This window comes from Agrobacterium sp. rho-13.3 (genome assembly GCF_033957765.2).
In the GTDB taxonomy this organism is placed as follows: Bacteria; Pseudomonadota; Alphaproteobacteria; order Rhizobiales; family Rhizobiaceae; genus Agrobacterium.
Genome location: NZ_CP192774.1, coordinates 3,029,859 through 3,046,181, shown reverse-complemented (window position 1 = coordinate 3,046,181; position 16,323 = coordinate 3,029,859). Strand labels below are relative to the sequence as shown.

The 16,323-nt window shown below is 57.3% G+C and carries 20 protein-coding genes; 16 read left to right on the top strand and 4 right to left on the bottom strand.

Annotated elements, in window-relative coordinates:
- Positions 1–9 precede the first annotated feature (9 nt).
- The 9 genes from RMR16_RS14785 (at position 10) to RMR16_RS14745 (ending at position 7,845) form a co-directional block, all read left to right on the top strand.
- Positions 10–1,518 carry a di-heme oxidoredictase family protein gene (locus tag RMR16_RS14785; RefSeq protein WP_320200147.1) on the top strand — a complete coding sequence of 503 codons (1,509 nt, stop codon included), beginning with the start codon at positions 10–12 and terminating at the stop codon, positions 1,516–1,518.
- The gene (locus RMR16_RS14780; RefSeq protein WP_320200148.1) at positions 1,518–2,639 is read left to right on the top strand and encodes an imelysin family protein; all 1,122 of its coding nucleotides are present in this window, start codon (positions 1,518–1,520) and stop codon (positions 2,637–2,639) included. The genes RMR16_RS14785 and RMR16_RS14780 overlap by 1 nt, the downstream gene beginning before the upstream one ends.
- A gap of 3 nt (positions 2,640–2,642) precedes the next feature.
- On the top strand, positions 2,643–3,734 hold the full coding sequence (locus RMR16_RS14775) for a DUF1513 domain-containing protein (RefSeq protein WP_320200149.1): 1,092 nt from the start codon (positions 2,643–2,645) through the stop codon (positions 3,732–3,734).
- A gap of 50 nt (positions 3,735–3,784) precedes the next feature.
- Positions 3,785–4,237, top strand: coding sequence for a TspO/MBR family protein (locus tag RMR16_RS14770; RefSeq protein ID WP_320200150.1), 453 nt, complete (start codon positions 3,785–3,787; stop codon positions 4,235–4,237).
- 72 nt (positions 4,238–4,309) lie between these two features.
- The gene (locus RMR16_RS14765) at positions 4,310–4,759 is read left to right on the top strand and encodes a PaaI family thioesterase (RefSeq protein WP_320200151.1); all 450 of its coding nucleotides are present in this window, start codon (positions 4,310–4,312) and stop codon (positions 4,757–4,759) included.
- Positions 4,756–5,397, top strand: coding sequence for a 5'-methylthioadenosine/S-adenosylhomocysteine nucleosidase (locus tag RMR16_RS14760; RefSeq protein WP_320200152.1), 642 nt, complete (start codon positions 4,756–4,758; stop codon positions 5,395–5,397). Before RMR16_RS14765 ends, RMR16_RS14760 begins: the two co-directional genes overlap by 4 nt.
- A gap of 83 nt (positions 5,398–5,480) precedes the next feature.
- The gene (guaA, locus tag RMR16_RS14755) at positions 5,481–7,058 is read left to right on the top strand and encodes a glutamine-hydrolyzing GMP synthase (protein ID WP_320200153.1); all 1,578 of its coding nucleotides are present in this window, start codon (positions 5,481–5,483) and stop codon (positions 7,056–7,058) included.
- Positions 7,059–7,193: 135 nt separating this feature from the next.
- Positions 7,194–7,469 (top strand): AbrB/MazE/SpoVT family DNA-binding domain-containing protein, encoded by a 276-nt coding sequence (locus tag RMR16_RS14750; RefSeq protein ID WP_320200154.1) that lies wholly within the window; start codon positions 7,194–7,196, stop codon positions 7,467–7,469.
- Entirely contained in the window at positions 7,456–7,845 is a 390-nt protein-coding gene (locus RMR16_RS14745; protein WP_320200155.1) for a type II toxin-antitoxin system VapC family toxin, read from the top strand. Before RMR16_RS14750 ends, RMR16_RS14745 begins: the two co-directional genes overlap by 14 nt.
- Positions 7,846–7,923: 78 nt before the next feature.
- Here RMR16_RS14745 and RMR16_RS14740 read toward each other — a convergent pair whose 3' ends face one another.
- Positions 7,924–8,091: a hypothetical protein gene (locus RMR16_RS14740; protein ID WP_320200156.1), complete on the bottom strand. Its 168-nt coding sequence runs from the start codon at positions 8,089–8,091 to the stop codon at positions 7,924–7,926.
- Positions 8,092–8,286: 195 nt separating this feature from the next.
- Between RMR16_RS14740 and RMR16_RS14735 the strand changes: the two genes are divergently transcribed.
- From RMR16_RS14735 to RMR16_RS14725, 3 genes are all read left to right on the top strand, one after another.
- Positions 8,287–8,634 (top strand): ArsC family reductase, encoded by a 348-nt coding sequence (locus RMR16_RS14735; protein ID WP_320200157.1) that lies wholly within the window; start codon positions 8,287–8,289, stop codon positions 8,632–8,634.
- A gap of 12 nt (positions 8,635–8,646) precedes the next feature.
- Positions 8,647–9,123 (top strand): Cys-tRNA(Pro) deacylase, encoded by a 477-nt coding sequence (gene ybaK / locus RMR16_RS14730; RefSeq protein ID WP_320200158.1) that lies wholly within the window; start codon positions 8,647–8,649, stop codon positions 9,121–9,123.
- A 75-nt stretch (positions 9,124–9,198) separates the two neighbouring features.
- On the top strand, positions 9,199–10,437 hold the full coding sequence (locus RMR16_RS14725) for an aminopeptidase (RefSeq protein ID WP_320200159.1): 1,239 nt from the start codon (positions 9,199–9,201) through the stop codon (positions 10,435–10,437).
- 64 nt (positions 10,438–10,501) lie between these two features.
- On the opposite strand, the gene RMR16_RS14720 is transcribed toward RMR16_RS14725, so the two are convergent.
- The gene (locus RMR16_RS14720) at positions 10,502–11,365 is read right to left on the bottom strand and encodes an EamA family transporter (RefSeq protein WP_320200160.1); all 864 of its coding nucleotides are present in this window, start codon (positions 11,363–11,365) and stop codon (positions 10,502–10,504) included.
- Between the two features lie 81 nt (positions 11,366–11,446).
- On the opposite strand from RMR16_RS14720, the gene RMR16_RS14715 reads away from it, so the two are divergent.
- Positions 11,447–11,947, top strand: a complete 501-nt coding sequence (locus tag RMR16_RS14715; protein ID WP_320200161.1) for a MarR family winged helix-turn-helix transcriptional regulator — start codon at positions 11,447–11,449, stop codon at positions 11,945–11,947.
- Between the two features lie 193 nt (positions 11,948–12,140).
- Here the strand turns inward: RMR16_RS14715 and xseA are convergent, their stop codons facing one another.
- Positions 12,141–13,742, bottom strand: a complete 1,602-nt coding sequence (gene xseA / locus RMR16_RS14710) for an exodeoxyribonuclease VII large subunit (protein ID WP_320200162.1) — start codon at positions 13,740–13,742, stop codon at positions 12,141–12,143.
- A 196-nt stretch (positions 13,743–13,938) separates the two neighbouring features.
- Between xseA and RMR16_RS14705 the strand changes: the two genes are divergently transcribed.
- The gene (locus RMR16_RS14705) at positions 13,939–14,169 is read left to right on the top strand and encodes a hypothetical protein (RefSeq protein ID WP_320200163.1); all 231 of its coding nucleotides are present in this window, start codon (positions 13,939–13,941) and stop codon (positions 14,167–14,169) included.
- 67 nt (positions 14,170–14,236) lie between these two features.
- Positions 14,237–14,596, top strand: a complete 360-nt coding sequence (locus RMR16_RS14700) for a hypothetical protein (protein ID WP_320200164.1) — start codon at positions 14,237–14,239, stop codon at positions 14,594–14,596.
- On the opposite strand, the gene RMR16_RS14695 is transcribed toward RMR16_RS14700, so the two are convergent.
- Positions 14,593–15,579 (bottom strand): Gfo/Idh/MocA family protein, encoded by a 987-nt coding sequence (locus RMR16_RS14695; RefSeq protein ID WP_320200165.1) that lies wholly within the window; start codon positions 15,577–15,579, stop codon positions 14,593–14,595. The genes RMR16_RS14700 and RMR16_RS14695 overlap by 4 nt on opposite strands.
- 182 nt (positions 15,580–15,761) lie before the next feature.
- Here RMR16_RS14695 and RMR16_RS14690 point away from each other — a divergent pair, with 182 nt between their 5' ends.
- Complete coding sequence (locus RMR16_RS14690; RefSeq protein ID WP_320200166.1) at positions 15,762–16,322, top strand: isochorismatase family protein; 561 nt, start codon at positions 15,762–15,764, stop codon at positions 16,320–16,322.
- Position 16,323 lies beyond the last annotated feature (1 nt).

The window sequence follows — 16,323 nt, the reverse complement described above, 5'->3', positions numbered from 1 at the left end:
CACGTTTTTATGAAACTCTCGCGGTCGATCCGCCTTGCCTGTCCGCTCTTCATCGTAGCCATCAGCACCATTGCCGTGGCTGAAACCACCGCTCGTCCCGACCTCACCGCCAAAGACCGCGAACGCGTGCGTCAGGTCACGAAGCCCGCGACGGATTTTTCCAAGGCGGAGCCTTTCGAAGCAATGTCTGCCGGGGCAACGACCACGGTTGCAACTCCGGACAGCGGCGCTTTTTCGCACCCTTCTGCCAACATGACGTTTGAGCGGGAGCAGGATTTCAAGCTCGGCAACGCGCTGTTCCAAAAACTATGGGTGTCCTCCCCTTCCTCCACCCAGGCATCGGATGGGCTGGGGCCGCTTTATAATGCGCGGTCCTGTCAGGCCTGTCACATCAGGGATGGACGCGGGCGTCCGCCGAGAGAGGGCGAAGACGCCGTCTCGATGTTCCTGCGTCTGGCACGACCCGCACGCACGCCGGATGAAGAGCAGGCGATACGCCAGCATAATATATTGAATTTCCCCGATGCGACCTATGGCGGGCAGTTGCAGAACCTTGCCGTTCCCGGATTGAAATCCGAAGGCAAGCTTGCATTTTCGTATGAAAAGCAAACCGTGACGTTGGCCGGTGGTGAAGTGGTTTCCCTGCGAAAGCCGACTTACAACGTCGAGGGATTGCCTTACGGGCCGCTTGAAGCGGACACAACGCTTTCGGCGCGCATTGCGCAGCCAACGCTTGGACTTGGGCTGATCGAAGCTATAGCCGACGAGGATATTCTCGCACTTGCCAAGCCGGATAGCGAGGGCATTTCAGGCAAGCCCGCATGGGTCCGCGACCACCGCAGTGGCGAGGTGAAACTGGGACGGTTTGGCTGGAAGGCGCAGAACGCCACGGTGCGGGATCAGGCCGCCAGTGCATTTTCCCATGACATCGGTATTTCCACGCCGGATGCGCCGAATTCCTACGGCGATTGCACGGAGAAACAGCCTGACTGTCTTGCCATGCCTGATGGCGTGCAAAAGCGGCTGGGCGATGTGGAAGCGCCCTCCCCCGTGCTGAATCTGGTAACATTGTATGTGGAAAATCTGGGCGTGCCGGTGCGACGCAATGTGGATGACCCAACCGTTTTGCACGGCAAGCAGATGTTTTATGACGTCGGTTGCGCGGCCTGTCACACACCGAAATTCGTCACCAAACGCGACACCAATGACCCGCTGCATTCCTTCCAGCTGATCTGGCCCTATTCCGACTTTTTGCTGCACGATATGGGTGAAGGGCTGGCGGATGGCCAGCAGGTCGGAGACGCCAACGGGCAGGAATGGCGTACGCAGCCGCTGTGGGGCATCGGTCTGACGGAAACCATCAACGGCAACGATTTTTACTTGCATGACGGGCGGGCGCGCAGTGTGTCCGAGGCTATCTTGTGGCACGGAGGCGAAGCGCAAAAGGCGCGGGACGCCTTTGCGGCCTTGCAAAAATCTGACCGGCAGGCTTTGCTCAATTATCTGGGATCTCTTTGATGGGACACACAATGCGAAAATATCTGGCTCTTCTGCCGCTGACCTTTTTGGTCAGCTTCAACGCTGCCATGGCGCAGGATGTGGAACTGATGCCCCCGCCGCCGCTTGACCCGGTGAAAGTGCGAACCGTGATGGAAAAGGCCGTGGATGGTTTTATCCGCCCCGGTTACGACAGCTTTCGCGACAGCGCGAAGGCGCTGGAAAGCAAAGTGCAGGCGTTGTGCGCTGCGCCTTCGAAAGAGGCGTTGGACGCTGCAAAAGCAAGCTTTGCCGACACCACGCACGCATGGGCGGGCATAGAGATCGTCCGCGTCGGACCAGTTATCCAGCAGAACCGGTTTGAGCGGGTGCTGTATTATCCCGACAAAAAAAGCCTTGGGCTGAAACAGGTGCAGCGTTATCTCTCCGAAAAAGATGAGAGCGTAACGACCGCGGATGGGCTGAAAGGCAAAAGCGTTGCCGCACAGGGGCTGGGCGCATTGGAATATGTGCTTTACGGCCCCGGCTCTGACGATGTTTTGGCCCAGAAAAGTGGTTTTCGTTGCCGCTATGGCGCGGCCATTGCGGGCAATGTCGCCAATATTGGCACCGAGCTTTCCGACCTTTGGAACGCGCCTGAAGGTGTGGCGAAGAACTGGAAAGCACCGGGGCCGAATAACCCAACTTACCGCGACGAGCGGGAGGTGCTCGTCGCGTTGCTGGGTGTGCTGGTGCATGGTGCCGAAGCCATTCGCGACCAGCGTATCGAAACCTTTTACAAAGGGCCGGATAATGCGAAATTTCCGCGCACGGCCATTTATTGGCGTTCCGGCCTGACATGGAAAAGCATTGGCGACAATATTTCCGCCGTGCAAACCCTGCTGCGCAAGGCGGGTATGACCGACCTCCTACCGCCGGACCAGCGCTCCATCATCGGCTCCATCGATTTCCTGTCGAAATCCATGGTGCGTGTTGCCGGGACGATTGAGCCGGATGTGGAAAAGGCGCTGGCTGATGACAAGGAACGCGCCAAGGTGGATTACCTGCTGCTGAACGGCAAAGACCTGATCTACCGTCTGAATGACCAATATGGCGGCGCCATTGGCCTCAGCTCCGGCTTTTCCTTTGCAGATGGAGATTGAACCGTGGCGCGCGATAAACGGCTGCTGATAGACCGCCGAAGCTTTCTCAAGGCGGCAGGCTTGCCGTTTCTGGCGTCGCTTGGACCACGCTCGCTGTATGCGCTGGAGCGGGCAGATGCGGTTTTTGCATCCGCCTTTCGCGCCCGCGATGGCTCTTACGGCGTGGCTGTTGTCAGCGAGGCGGGAGAAATCATCGACCGGCAAACGCTTCCAGCCCGCGCGCATGGCATGGCGAGCAGCCATGCGACGGGCATGGTGGTTGCTTTTGCCCGCAGGCCCGGCACGTTTTTTATGGCGTTTAATCCACGTAAACGCCATGAACCCATTGTCATGCACACGCCGGAGAACCGGCATTTTTACGGTCACGGGCAATTTTCGCCGGATGGTTCGATCCTCTATGCCAGCGAAAACGACTTCGACAAAAATCGCGGCGTTATCGGCCTTTACGATGCGAAGAACGGCTTTCGCCGCATCGGTGAATATGATGCGGGCGGCATCGGCACCCATGACATGACGGTGAGCGATGACGGCAAGATGATCATCATCGCCAATGGCGGCATTGAAACGCACCCGGATTTTGGCCGTACCAAGCTCAACATAGACGCCATGGAGCCCTCACTGGTGCTGCTGGATGCGGCAACGGGACGTCCGATCCAGAAACATGGCTTGAGTGGAAAACTGCGCCAGCTTTCCACCCGCCATGTCGATCTTGGCAGTGACGGACGCATATGGTTTGCCTGCCAATATGAGGGTCCACGTAATGATCTTCCGCCACTGGTAGGGCATTTCTCCAAGGGCGATGACATCAGTTTCATCCATCTGCCGGACGAAACCACCCAGCGGCTGGCGAACTATGTCGGCGCTATTGCCATCAACAGGCGGGATGGCATCGTCGGGCTGACGTCTCCCAATGGCAATGCAAAAATTACGCTGGATGAAAAAAGTGGAAAGGTTATGTCGCAGGAAACCCTGCGGGAAGCCGCGGGCGTGGCAGCCGCCGCAAGGGGCATCGTCGCTTCGTCCTATGACGGGCAATTTTCCACCAACACAAGCGATGTGGCCTGGGACCAGCACATCGTCAGACTGGTGCGCTGATTATTGGGAAAAGCAGCGGAACCAAACCTGCGTCCGCGCATTCATGCCGCATGAAAAATGCGCTGGTCTATACCGTCTTCGTCTTTGTCGTCGTAACCACCGGTGCAGTTATCGGCATCAACAACGTGCCGGGCGAGTGGTATCAATCGCTCAACAAGCCGTTTTTCAACCCACCCAACTGGATTTTTGGCCCGGTCTGGACCGCGCTTTATGTGATGGTCGGCATTGCTGGTGCACGCACATGGCTACGCAGCCGCATGGGCGGGCGTATGCAGCTTTGGGGCAGCCAGATGCTGCTGAATTTCATGTGGTCACCGATTTTCTTCGGCATGGAAAGCCCGCTTGGCGCATTGATCCTGATCGTGCCGATGCTGGTCTGCGTCATCGCTTTCATCATCATGACCTACAGCCGCGATCGGCTGTCCATGTGGCTTTTCGTGCCGTATGCAGCCTGGGTTGCCTTCGCCACAGCACTGAATGCCAGCATTGTTTATCTAAACTAATCACGCCTCTGCCCTTGCCTTGAAGCAATCCACACGCCATGTCATTTTGGTAGGACAGTGAAAGGCAGGGGCATGGAGATGACCGATCCCGGCGACTATCGCCAGCGGATAAAGAAGAGTTTTGCAAGTCAGGGCGTCGTTCAGGCGATCAATGCGGAAATTTCGCGCATTGAACACCGGCTTGTGGAAATCGAACTGCCGTTTCATGCGAAACTGACCCAGCAGCATGGTATTCTGCACGCAGGCGTGATTGCCGCCGCCCTCGACACCGCCTGCACCTATGCCGCTTATACGATCATCGAGCCGGAAGCCTCGTTGCTGACCATCGAATTCAAAGTCAATCTGATGTCGCCGGGGCGCGGTGAGCGGTTTCTGTTTCGCGGCGAAATTACCAAACCGGGCAGCAATATCATCGTGGCGGATGGCCGCGCCTATGCGCTTTCCGATGGTCCGGCCAAGCTGATCGCCTCCATGACAGGCACGATGATGGTCGTGAAAGGCCGCGAGGGTTTCAACGAATGAGCTATGAAATAGTGCGTGTGGCGGGCAAACGCCTGCTGTTCGTGATGGCTGCGGATGCTGAATATGGGCCGCATTTGAAAGCCCGCTTCAAGCCGCTGATGACCGGCGTTGGGCCGGTGGAGGCCGCGGTGTCCCTGACCGCCGTTTTGACGGGTCTGGATGCAGCTGACCATCTGCCTGATCTCGTTATCTCGCTGGGGTCTGCCGGGTCACGGGTGCTGGAGCAGGCGGAAATTTATCAGGCAAGCTCCGTGTCCTACCGCGACATGGATGCATCGGGTTTCGGTTTTGAGAAGGGCCGCACGCCGTTTCTGGACCTGCCGGCCGAAGTTGCCTTGCCGTTTCGCATTCCGGGCGTTGCCGAAGCACGGCTTTCCACCGGTGCCAATGTCGTTTCGTCGAGCGCGCTGTATGACCAGATCGATGCCGACATGGTGGAGATGGAGACCTTTGCCCTTCTGCGCGCCTGCCAGCGCTTCGGCGTTCACTTGATCGGGCTTCGCGGCATTTCCGATGGCAAGGCGGATGTACACCACATCAATGACTGGACGGAGTATCTGCACATCATCGATGAGAAGCTGGCGGATGCGGTGGACAGACTGTTCCATGGCATCGAAGATGGGGCGATTACCCTTTAGGCGCTTGCATAAAGGCTTATTTTCTGGCTTTTCAGGCCATCTGCCGGGTTGCCTAAAGCCCCGGATTTCTTTAAAGGCTCGCCATGACCCAGATAGCCCATCCCGACAGCATCCTCATCATCGATTTCGGCAGCCAGGTGACGCAGCTTATTGCGCGCCGTGTTCGCGAAGCCGGAGTCTATTGCGAAATCCACCCGTTCCAGAGCGCGGCAGAAGCATTCGAGAAGTTGCAGCCGAAAGGCGTGATTTTCTCCGGTGGCCCGGCATCTGTCACGGCGGAAGGCAGCCCACGCGCACCGCAGGCGGTGTTTGATGCGGGCATTCCCATCCTTGGCATTTGCTACGGCCAGCAGACGCTCTGCACCCAGCTTGGCGGCGTTGTTGAAGGTGGCCATGCGGCGGAATTCGGTCGCGCCGATATCGAAATCAAAAAGGCAAGCCCGCTGTTCGAAGGTTTCTGGGAACAGGGCGGACGTTATCCGGTCTGGATGAGCCATGGCGACCGCGTCACGCAACTGCCTGAAGGCTTTGAAGTGGCCGCGACCTCCGAAAACGCGCCTTTCGCCATCGCCGTCAATGAAGAACGCCGGTATTATACCACCATGTTCCACCCGGAAGTGGTGCACACGCCAGATGGCGCAAAGTTGCTCTCCAACTTTGTCCACAAGATCGTCGGCCTGAAATCCGATTGGACCATGGCGGCCTACCGCGCCGAGATGATCCGCAAGATTCGTGAACAGGTTGGTGATGAACGCGTATTGTGCGCACTCTCCGGCGGCGTTGACTCGTCTGTGGCTGCGATCCTCATTCATGAGGCGATTGGCGATCAGCTGACCTGCGTTTACGTCGATCACGGCCTGATGCGTCTGGCCGAGAGCGAACAGGTCGTTGGCATGTTCCGCGACCACTACAACATTCCACTGGTGCATGTGGATGCGGCTGACCTGTTCCTTTCGGAACTGGCTGGCGTGGCGGACCCGGAAGCCAAGCGCAAGACGATCGGCCGTCTGTTTATCGAAACGTTTGAGGCAGAAGCGGCAAAGATTGCCGCTGATGGCAAGGGCGCACCTTCGTTTCTGGCGCAGGGTACACTCTACCCGGACGTCATCGAAAGCGTGTCCTTCTCCGGTGGTCCATCGGTCACCATCAAGAGCCACCACAATGTGGGCGGCCTGCCGGAACGCATGAACATGAAGCTGGTGGAGCCGCTTCGTGAACTGTTCAAGGACGAGGTCCGCGCCCTTGGCCGCGAACTCGGCCTGCCGGAAAGCTTCATCGGCCGCCACCCCTTCCCCGGTCCAGGCCTCGCCATCCGCTGCCCCGGCGCTGTCACCCGCGAAAAGCTGGACATTCTGCGCAAGGCGGATGCCGTCTATCTCGATGAAATCCGCAAGGCCGGTCTCTACGACACCATCTGGCAGGCATTTGCCGTGCTGCTACCGGTGCAGACCGTGGGCGTCATGGGCGATTACCGCACCTACGACTTCGTCTGCGCGCTCCGCGCCGTGACCTCAGTGGACGGCATGACGGCGGATTTCTACCCTTATGACATGAACTTCCTTGGCCGTGCGGCAACCCGCATCATCAACGAGGTCAAGGGCATCAACCGCGTGGTTTACGATGTAACGAGCAAGCCACCGGGCACGATCGAGTGGGAATGATTGCTGCGGCAGTTTTGTAAAATCAGCCGGTCGATGTTGAAAAGCATCGGCCGTTTTTTTGTTTGCGGTCAACTGCCTTGAAATATTGGTACCAAACCGTTATCTTACTATCGTCTTACCTTTATGGCGAATATGATGGCGCGGACTGAAACACTCACAACCACAGTATCGACGAAGGGACAGGTCATTCTTCCCAAAGCTCTGCGGCAGCGTCGGGAGTGGGAGGCCGGAACGCGGCTGATTGTTGAGGAAACACCCGAAGGCATTCTTTTAAGACGCGCGCCTGCTTTCCCTGCAAGCGAAGCAGGCAGCGTGTTTGGCATGTTGCCATTCAGTGGAAAGCCCAAAACGCTGGATGAGATGGATTCAGCCATTCTCGCCGAATCCCGCAGACGCCATGATCGCGATTGATACCAACATCATCATCCGCTACCTGACCGGCGATGACCCGGATCAGGCCAGCCGTGCACGCACGATCATAGACGGGCAAATGGTTTTCGTAACCGTGACAATTCTGCTGGAAGTGGAATGGGTTTTGCGAGGCGCATATGAGTACGCTTGTGCAGACATTATTCGTGGCCTGCGCGCACTCGGAGGGTTGCCAACCGTGACCATTGAGGATGCTGATGCCGTTGCGGCAGCGCTCGATCTATCAGAACAAGGTATGGACTTTGCTGACGCCCTGCATTTGACAAGGGCTTCGCATTGCGATGGCTTTGTGACCTTCGACCGAAAATTCGTCAGGACTGCCAGAGCAGCAGGCTTCGAGACGATTAGAGAGGCTTAATGCCTGTGGCGACTGAGGGATTTACATCTCCCACGACCAAGGCGAGGCAATGGCGCCTCGCCAGCAAACACTCACATCTTAGAGATTAACATTGTCGAAGGCGGAACGATCGATGCCGAGTGCGTCGAGGTCTGCGCCTGTAGGCTTGCGGTGAGCGCGAACTGCCGCAGATACTGCGACTGCGGCGCCGAAAACGGCAAAGGTTTCGCCAAAAAACTTACGGGATGTCTTAGCAACGGAACGCATATTTTGATCTCCTTGTGTTGCACAGAATATGAGCATTGAAAGATCTTTCTACAACGCATGATGCAGCAAGGAAGCCATGCAGCTTAGCTCGAACTGGTTTGGATGCCAGCCATTGCAAATTCGCATAGCTTATCGACATTTGAATGCACCGGATATTTTGTTATGCGATAGTTTGAATAGGAAAAGGCGAGCGGAATGACGATCACCATTTACGGCATCAAGAATTGCGACACGATGAAAAAGGCGCGCACGTGGCTGGAAGCGCACGGCATCGATTATGCTTTTCATGACTACAAAACCGTTGGTATCGATGCGGAGCATCTGAACGCATGGTGTGATGCTGCCGGTTGGGAAACGGTGTTGAACCGCGCCGGCACGACATTCAAAAAGCTGGATGATGCGCAGAAGGCTGATCTGAGCCGCGACACGGCGATCGCCCTGATGCGGTCGCAGCCCTCCATGATCAAGCGGCCCGTACTCGAGGCCAAAGGCAAGATAACGGTGGGTTTCAAGCCCGAAACCTATGCCACGCTGTTTGGTTGAGCGAGAACGACCATGTCAAAAACCACACGTGCCACGCAGACACTGACCAAGGCAGGCGTGGCCTTCACGGCTGTTACTTATGATTATGATCCGACTGCGGACCGCATTGGCCTTCAGGCGGCGGAAGCAATTGGGGCGGCACCGCATCTGGTGTTGAAAACGCTGATGGCCGAGGTAGATGGCAAAGCGGTGTGTGTGGTCGTGCCGTCTGATCGTGAAGTGAGTATGAAAAAGCTGGCGGCGGCGTTTGGCGGCAAGTCTGCCAATATGATGAAGCCTGCGGATGCCGAACGTGCGACCGGATATCACGTCGGCGGGATAAGCCCCTTCGGCCAGAAAAAGCTGGTGCCAACTGCCATCGAAGCGCAGTCCATCGACCACGACCATGTTTACATCAACGGCGGTCAGCGCGGTTTGCAGGTGCGGCTTTCGCCGAAAGACTCACTAGCCGTTCTGAAAGCCATCGTCGCGCCACTCGTTGCCGATTGAAGCAAAACACGGTTGGCTTTCGTGGTGAATGGGCTATGTTTTGCGCCTCGCGATAAAGACAGATGAAGGTATGCCATGACGATTCCCCCCATTGATCCCGTCAAACTCGAAAAACTGGCCGAAGTGGCCGTCAAGGTCGGGCTGCAATTACAGAAGGATCAGGATCTGGTCATCACCGCGCCTTTGGCCGCGTTGCCGCTGGTGCGACAGTTGACCAAGCACGCCTATCTGGCGGGCAGCGGGCTCGTGACCACCTTTTATTCCGATGAGGAAACCACGCTGGCGCGTTACCGCCACGCAAGCGATGCGAATTTCGATCGGGCGTCCGGCTGGCTTTATGAGGGCATGGCCAAGGCCTATGCCAATGGCGCGGCGCGCCTTGCCATTTCGGGCGACAATCCCATGCTGCTGGCCGATGAAGACCCGGCCAAGGTGGCGCGTGCCAACAAGGCAAACTCCATGGCTTACAAGCCGGCACTGGAGAAGATTTCCAACTTTGACATCAACTGGAACATCATTTCCTATCCCAACCCGTCCTGGGCAAAGCAGGTCTTCCCTGATCTGCCGGAAGACGAGGCCGTGAAGAAGCTTGCGGATGCGATTTTCGCAGCTTCGCGTGTGGATGTGGCAGACCCGGTTGCCGCATGGGCAGAGCACAATGCCAACCTTGCCAAGCGCTCCAAATGGCTGAACGGCGAACGTTTTGCCTCGCTGCATTTCACCGGGCCCGGCACGGACGTGACGATTGGCCTTGCGGACAGCCATGAATGGCATGGCGGCGCTTCCACCGCCAAAAATGGCGTGACCTGCAACCCGAATATTCCGACCGAAGAAGTCTTCACCACACCTCATGCGCTGCGGGTGGATGGCTATGTGTCCAGCACCAAGCCGCTGTCTCATCAGGGTACGTTGATCGACAATATTCAGGTGAAGTTCGAAGGCGGGCGTATTGTCGAGGCTAAGGCTTCAAAGGGCGAAGCGGTGTTGAACAAGGTTCTGGATACGGATGAAGGTGCGCGGCGTCTGGGCGAAGTGGCGCTGGTGCCGCATTCCTCGCCGATCTCGGCCAGCGGCATCCTGTTCTACAACACCCTGTTTGACGAAAATGCCTCCTGCCACATCGCGCTTGGCCAATGCTATTCCAAGTGCTTCCTTGATGGCGCATCGCTGAGCCAGGAGCAGATCAAGGCGCAGGGCGGCAATTCCAGCCTGATCCACATCGACTGGATGATCGGCTCCGACAAGGTCGATATTGACGGTGTCAGAGCCGATGGTTCGAAAGTGCCTGTCATGCGCAAGGGCGAATGGGCCTGATAAGGCTTTAAGTTTTACGCATGTCGTTATCGCAAAACCGCTTCGCACTTTTGCGCGACATGCTCTAGCGTGGGGCCTGGCTTTTCTGGCTGAGCCACACGCTGAACATAACCATGACGAAACCGGCGATCTGGACTGGCGCAAGACTTTGACCGAGCGCCAGCCAGCCCAAGAGCGTGGCGGTGACCGGGCTTAAGAAACCGAGTGATGCCGCTGCGGATGGTTCGATGCGCGACAGGCCACGGAACCACAGAATATAGGTGAAGGCAGCGCCGATCAGGCCCAGATAGGCCATGCCCAGCATGTTTTGCGCGGTGAGCGTGGGCAGAGCAGGCTCCAGGAAAAGGGCGACCGGCACCAGAAGCAGACCACCCGCCGTGAGTTGCCACGCCGTAAATGTGAGGCTGGAAACAGGCGGCTGCCAATGGCGGGTCAACACCGTGCCGAAAGCCATGGAAACCGCACCGGCAAGCGCCGCCGCTATGCCTACCGGGTCAAGCGCCGCACTTGGCGTCACCACCAGAAATGCAACCCCTGCCATGCCGATGAGGCCCGCGACGATGGCGAGGGAGCGGATGGTTCTGCCCAGAAAAAACCGCGACAGAGCAATGACGATCAAAGGCTGCACTGCGCCCACGGTTGCCGCCACGCCACCCGGCAAACGGTAAGCCGAGACGAAAAGCATCGCCCAGAAGAATGCAAAATTCAGCGCACCCAGAATAAAGGCGCGACCCCACCAGATGCCGAATGGCAGTTTGCGCACGAAGAGCAGCAGCAACAACCCGGCGGGCAAGGCACGCAGCATGGCGACGTGCATGGGGTATCCATGCGGCAGAAACGATGTCGTGACGATGTAAGTGCTGCCCCAAATGGCCGGCGCTATGGCAGTGAGAGCCACATCCGTGACGTGGCGTGTATTTTTCTTCATTTCAAGATTCTCTACTTCAAGATAAATTCAGGATACGCCGTTTTATCTTGACGTCAAGACACCTGATGATATCCATTTCCTATGGAAGAAAACCCCGCACCCGATCATGTCGACCGAATTCTGGCCCAGTGGGCGCAGGAAAGGCCCGAACTGGATGTCGAGCCGATGGGCATCATCGGGCGCCTGCACCGGCTGTCCACGCATCTTGGCCGTGAGGTGGAAGCCGTGCTGTTGCAACACGGGCTTTCATCTTCCGCTTTCGATGTGCTGGCGACATTGCGGCGGGCGGGCACGCCTTACCGGCTTTCGCCGGGCGAACTGCTGGCCATGACCATGGTAAGTTCCGGCACCATGACCAACCGTATCGACCAGTTGGAAAAAGCAGGCTTCGTGGAGCGCATCAACAACCCTGATGACAGGCGCAGTGTGCTGATTGCCTTGACGGACAAGGGGTTTGCGACAGTGGAGGAGGCTGTCACGGGGCATGTGGCGAACCAGCATCGGCTGATTGGAAACATGAGTGTGGAAGACAGAGGTGAGTTTAACCGGCTGCTGAAGGTGTTTTTGGCGGATTTTGAGTGAGGAGTGATCCGCTAAAATATGCCAAAAGAGAGATTGATAGCAAGCTATGCTCTTTTGTGCCTCGTCATCCTAAGGCTTGTCCCTAGGATCTCATCACGTCTCTAAAATTGCGACGTAGCAGATACTCGGGACAAGCCCGAGCATGACGACGGTGGGCTTGGCGTAGGCTAGGGACGACAGACCCGCGGTATTCTTAAAACAAATTGCCCTGATCAACCGGACCTGATGGTGGTGCTTTGACTGGCTTCTTTTTTGGTGCAGAAGTCACCGCCTCACCTTGCTGAACATCCGCACCACCAGCGACGGCAGAAACACGGCCATCGGCAAACTCCATCGACACCACAACGCCGGATGCCACGGCAGAGGCGCGGGTCAGCGGGCGGTTTTCTTCGTCGCGGATGACGGCATAGCCACGGTTCAGGACGTTTTTGTAGGATAGCGATTGCAGGATGCGGTCATGGGCGACGATGCCGGAGCGGTTTTGGGCCATGCGGTGCAGCACGGCGGTATCCGTGCGGCGGGATGCGCCTGACACCCTTTCCTTCTGGCGTTCCAGCTGGCCGAGAAGACGGGCGGGCAGAGAACGCAGGGATGAATCCGAGGATGATACTCGCGCTTGCGCTTGCAGGAGGCGACGCTCCACCAGCCCTTCGGCGCGCTGCATACGCTCCTGAACACGCTGGCGCAATTGCCTGAGGCCATTGGCAAGCACATCGGGGCGCAGACCGGATGCGGTGCGCTCGAAGCTGCGGCGTTTGTTGAGTGTGTTCAATTCCAGCCCGCGACCAAGGCCGCTTGCCGCCTCATCGAAACGGCGGCGCGGCAAAGCGAGAAGTTGATCGAGCGAGGGAAGCGCCCGCACCAAAGCGCGCAAGCCTTGGCGGCGATTGTCCATTTGGCGAGATATGGAGCCGGAGAGACGGGCAGAAAGGCCCGCAATTTGAGCTTCCAGATCGGCGCGCACAGGCACAGCCATTTCCGCAGCGCCGGTGGGTGTTGGCGCACGCACATCGGCGGCGTGGTCGATAAGTGTGGTATCCGTCTCATGGCCGACAGCGGAGATCAGTGGGATTTCGCTTTCCGCCGCAGCACGCACGACGATGTCGTCGTTGAAGCTCCAGAGATCTTCCAGACTGCCGCCACCACGGGCGACAATCAGAACATCCGGGCGCGGAATGGCTCCGCCGGATTCGAGCGCGTTAAAGCCGCGAATGGCGTTTGCCACCTCCTCGCCCGAACCTTCGCCCTGCACTTTGACCGGCCAGACCAGCACATGCACGGGAAAACGATCTGAAATGCGGTGCAGAATATCGCGAATGACGGCACCGGTTGGTGAGGTGACGACACCGATGACGCTGGGCATGTAAGGCAGACGGCGCTTGCGGGCCTGATCGAAAAGGCCTTCGGCAGCCAACTTGCGGCGGCGTTCTTCCAACAGCGCCATCAGGGCACCGGCACCGGCTGGCTCCAGGTTTTCAATGACGATCTGGTATTTGGACGAGCCAGGGAAGGTGGTGATCTTGCCTGTTGCAATCACCTCCATGCCCTCTTCCGGGCGGAATTTCAGTTTTGAAAAACTGCCCTTCCAGATGACGGCATCGATGCGGGCGCGATCATCCTTCAGCGAAAAATACGCATGGCCGGAGGTGTGCTGGCCGCGATAACCGGAAATCTCGCCACGCACACGCACCTGATCAAACGCGGTTTCCACCGTGCGTTTGATGGAACCGGAAAGCTCCGAGACGGAGAATTCGGTGAGATTGCTGAGTGGTGGCTGGCTGAAAATATCGCTCATGCCCGTTTCTACCTTAAGGCACGCGATTCGCAAATCCGGCTCATCACGATGATTTTTCCGTTTTAGCAAAATTGAATTTAACAAATTTGCGACAAGATGTTAGGGTTCGGCGTTAAGAGTGCATGCTTGGAGGAGAATGCGGGTTTTTGAGGATGAAGATGCCTTTCCTCAGGCCCTTAGGAGGAGGAGCGGCATCATGGTATTTATTCTCGGAATCTCGCTTGGTATCACCGCACTTTTGCTGCGCTCTGCCGTGGCCATCGCGGGCGTGGGCCTGTTGATCGTCGCTGCATTTATCGCCGCCGCATTTGTCTCGCAGACTGGCTTTCATCTGCTTTCGTTGTTGATCGCTTTGGCTGGCTATAACGCCGGCATGGCGGGTGGTTTTGCCGCGACATTGGTAATTCAGCAGATGCGGACGGCCTGAGCGCTTTGTGCCAGTGGAAATTGCGTTATAGTGCCCGCGTCACATAGGGGATGACGGGACGCTAGATGTGAAATTATTGCCTTTCATCGTGTTGAATGCCGCGTTTGTGGTGGTGGACGGCGTCGTCACATATGGCCTGGTTGATTTTGCCAGCATAAATGTTCTCGTTGCGCGCTTTTTTGGCGCGCTTTTCGCTGTCGTCGGCATTTCCATCATACTGCGCCGCACACACCCGTCCGGCAGCTTTCTGGCGACCGCCATCAGCACCATGACCATCATCGTCAGTTACGGGCTTTTCGCGCTGATTTTGGCACGCAACCCCATACTGCAATGGCCTGTCGCTTATGCGACCAGCGCCGTTGCGGCGCTACTGCTCGGCGCGATTGGTTACCGCCGAGCGTTGAAGCGACGCGTGATGGTCGTTTAGACCGTTTCCCAGCCATCCTTTTCGGCGGCGCGATAGATTGCATCGATGAAGCGCTGGCTGTTTTGGGAGCTTTCGAGGGAAACGACGTCCGCATTACCGCCTTGCGCTGCGGTGGCAAAGGCTTCCACCTCGCGACGATACTGGCGACTATCCTGAAAGCGGAAGATTTGCGACTGGCCGTGGTTCTGGTTGGTCAGTTCGACCTCTTCCGCACCCCATCGGTCAGCATTGAACGGTGATTTGACCTCGATGTAGCCTTCCGTGCCGTGGAACACCATGATCTGCCGTGCCGCCAGCTGGGTAGAGATATAAAAGCTCAGCTCGAAGTCTCCGAAATCGGCCTTCACACTGGCGTAGATATCGGTTCCAAACACCGGATCGCGCTCCACCACGGATTGAACGCGCTGCGGCTCTTTACCGGTCGAAAACCGGGTCGCGATGGTGGGATAGACACCGATATCCGGCAAAACGCCGCCACCCAGTTCGGGAATATTGCGCATATTGGCCGGGTCGCGGTTGAAATAGGTAAATGCGCCCTGCACATGTTTCAGCGTGCCAATGGCACCAGCCGCCAACAACTCACGCACTTTCAGCCACACCGGCGCATAGGCGACCATATAGGCCTCGGAAATCAGCACCTTGTTGCGGTCTCGCGCGGCAATCAGGCTGTCGATTTGGTCTGCCTTAAGGGCAATCGGCTTTTCGCAGAGCACATGTTTGCCTGCATCCGCCGCCTTGATCGTCCATTCCACATGTTGCGCGGTGGGCAGCGGAATATAGACGGCATCGATCAGGTCGGAGGCCAACATTTCCTCATAGGAACCGAAGGCGTGCGGCACGGAAAAACGATCTGCCAGTTGCCGCGCCTTGGCCAAATCACGGCTGGCTATGGCAGTGACCACCGCGTTTTCCGCATCCTGAATGGCGGGAATCACCAGTTCCCGACCAATTTTCGCCGTTGATAGAATTCCGAAACGCAGCATTCTCATCTCCCTTTATGCTGGCGGCACCTTACCACGCCGAAACTGACAAGCAACACTATGCGCGGGCCATGCCTGATCATTGTCGCGATGGCCGAAAACGTCCTCAATTCGGCGTTTACCTGTCTTTCCGCTTTCTATGGAATGATAAAAACTGTATTTCTAACAAACCGGAGATACAGAAAATGTCCTATGAGAACACAGCGCTTCTGGTTATCGATGTGCAGGAATCATTTCGCCATACGCCCTATTTCGACGAAAGCGGTTTGCCCGCCTATCTGGCGGCACAGCAAAGGTTGATCGATGGCGCGCAGGCGGCGGGCATTCCAGTGGTTCAAATCTTCCATGTGGATGGGGATAGCGCTTTTGCCGAAGACAGTGAATTTGTTCGGGCGCTGGATGGCATTCGCATTGCACCTGCCGCCATCTTCCGCAAGAACCGCCACTCCGCTTTCATCGGCACGGGGCTCGATGTCTGGTTGACGCAACACGGCATCAACAGGCTAATTGTTTCCGGCATTCGCACCGAACAATGCTGCGAAACAACAACGCGACAAGGTGCTGATCTGGGCTACGCGGTGGATTTCGTGACTGAGGCGACGTTGACCTTCCCCATGACACATGCGTCTGGCGAGGTCTTTTCTGCGGCACAGATTGCGACCCGTACAGAACTGGTTCTTGCCGGTCGTTTTGCGCGCATCGTCACTGTGGACGAGGTGTTGGAAAACCGAAAAGAAGTGGCCTGAT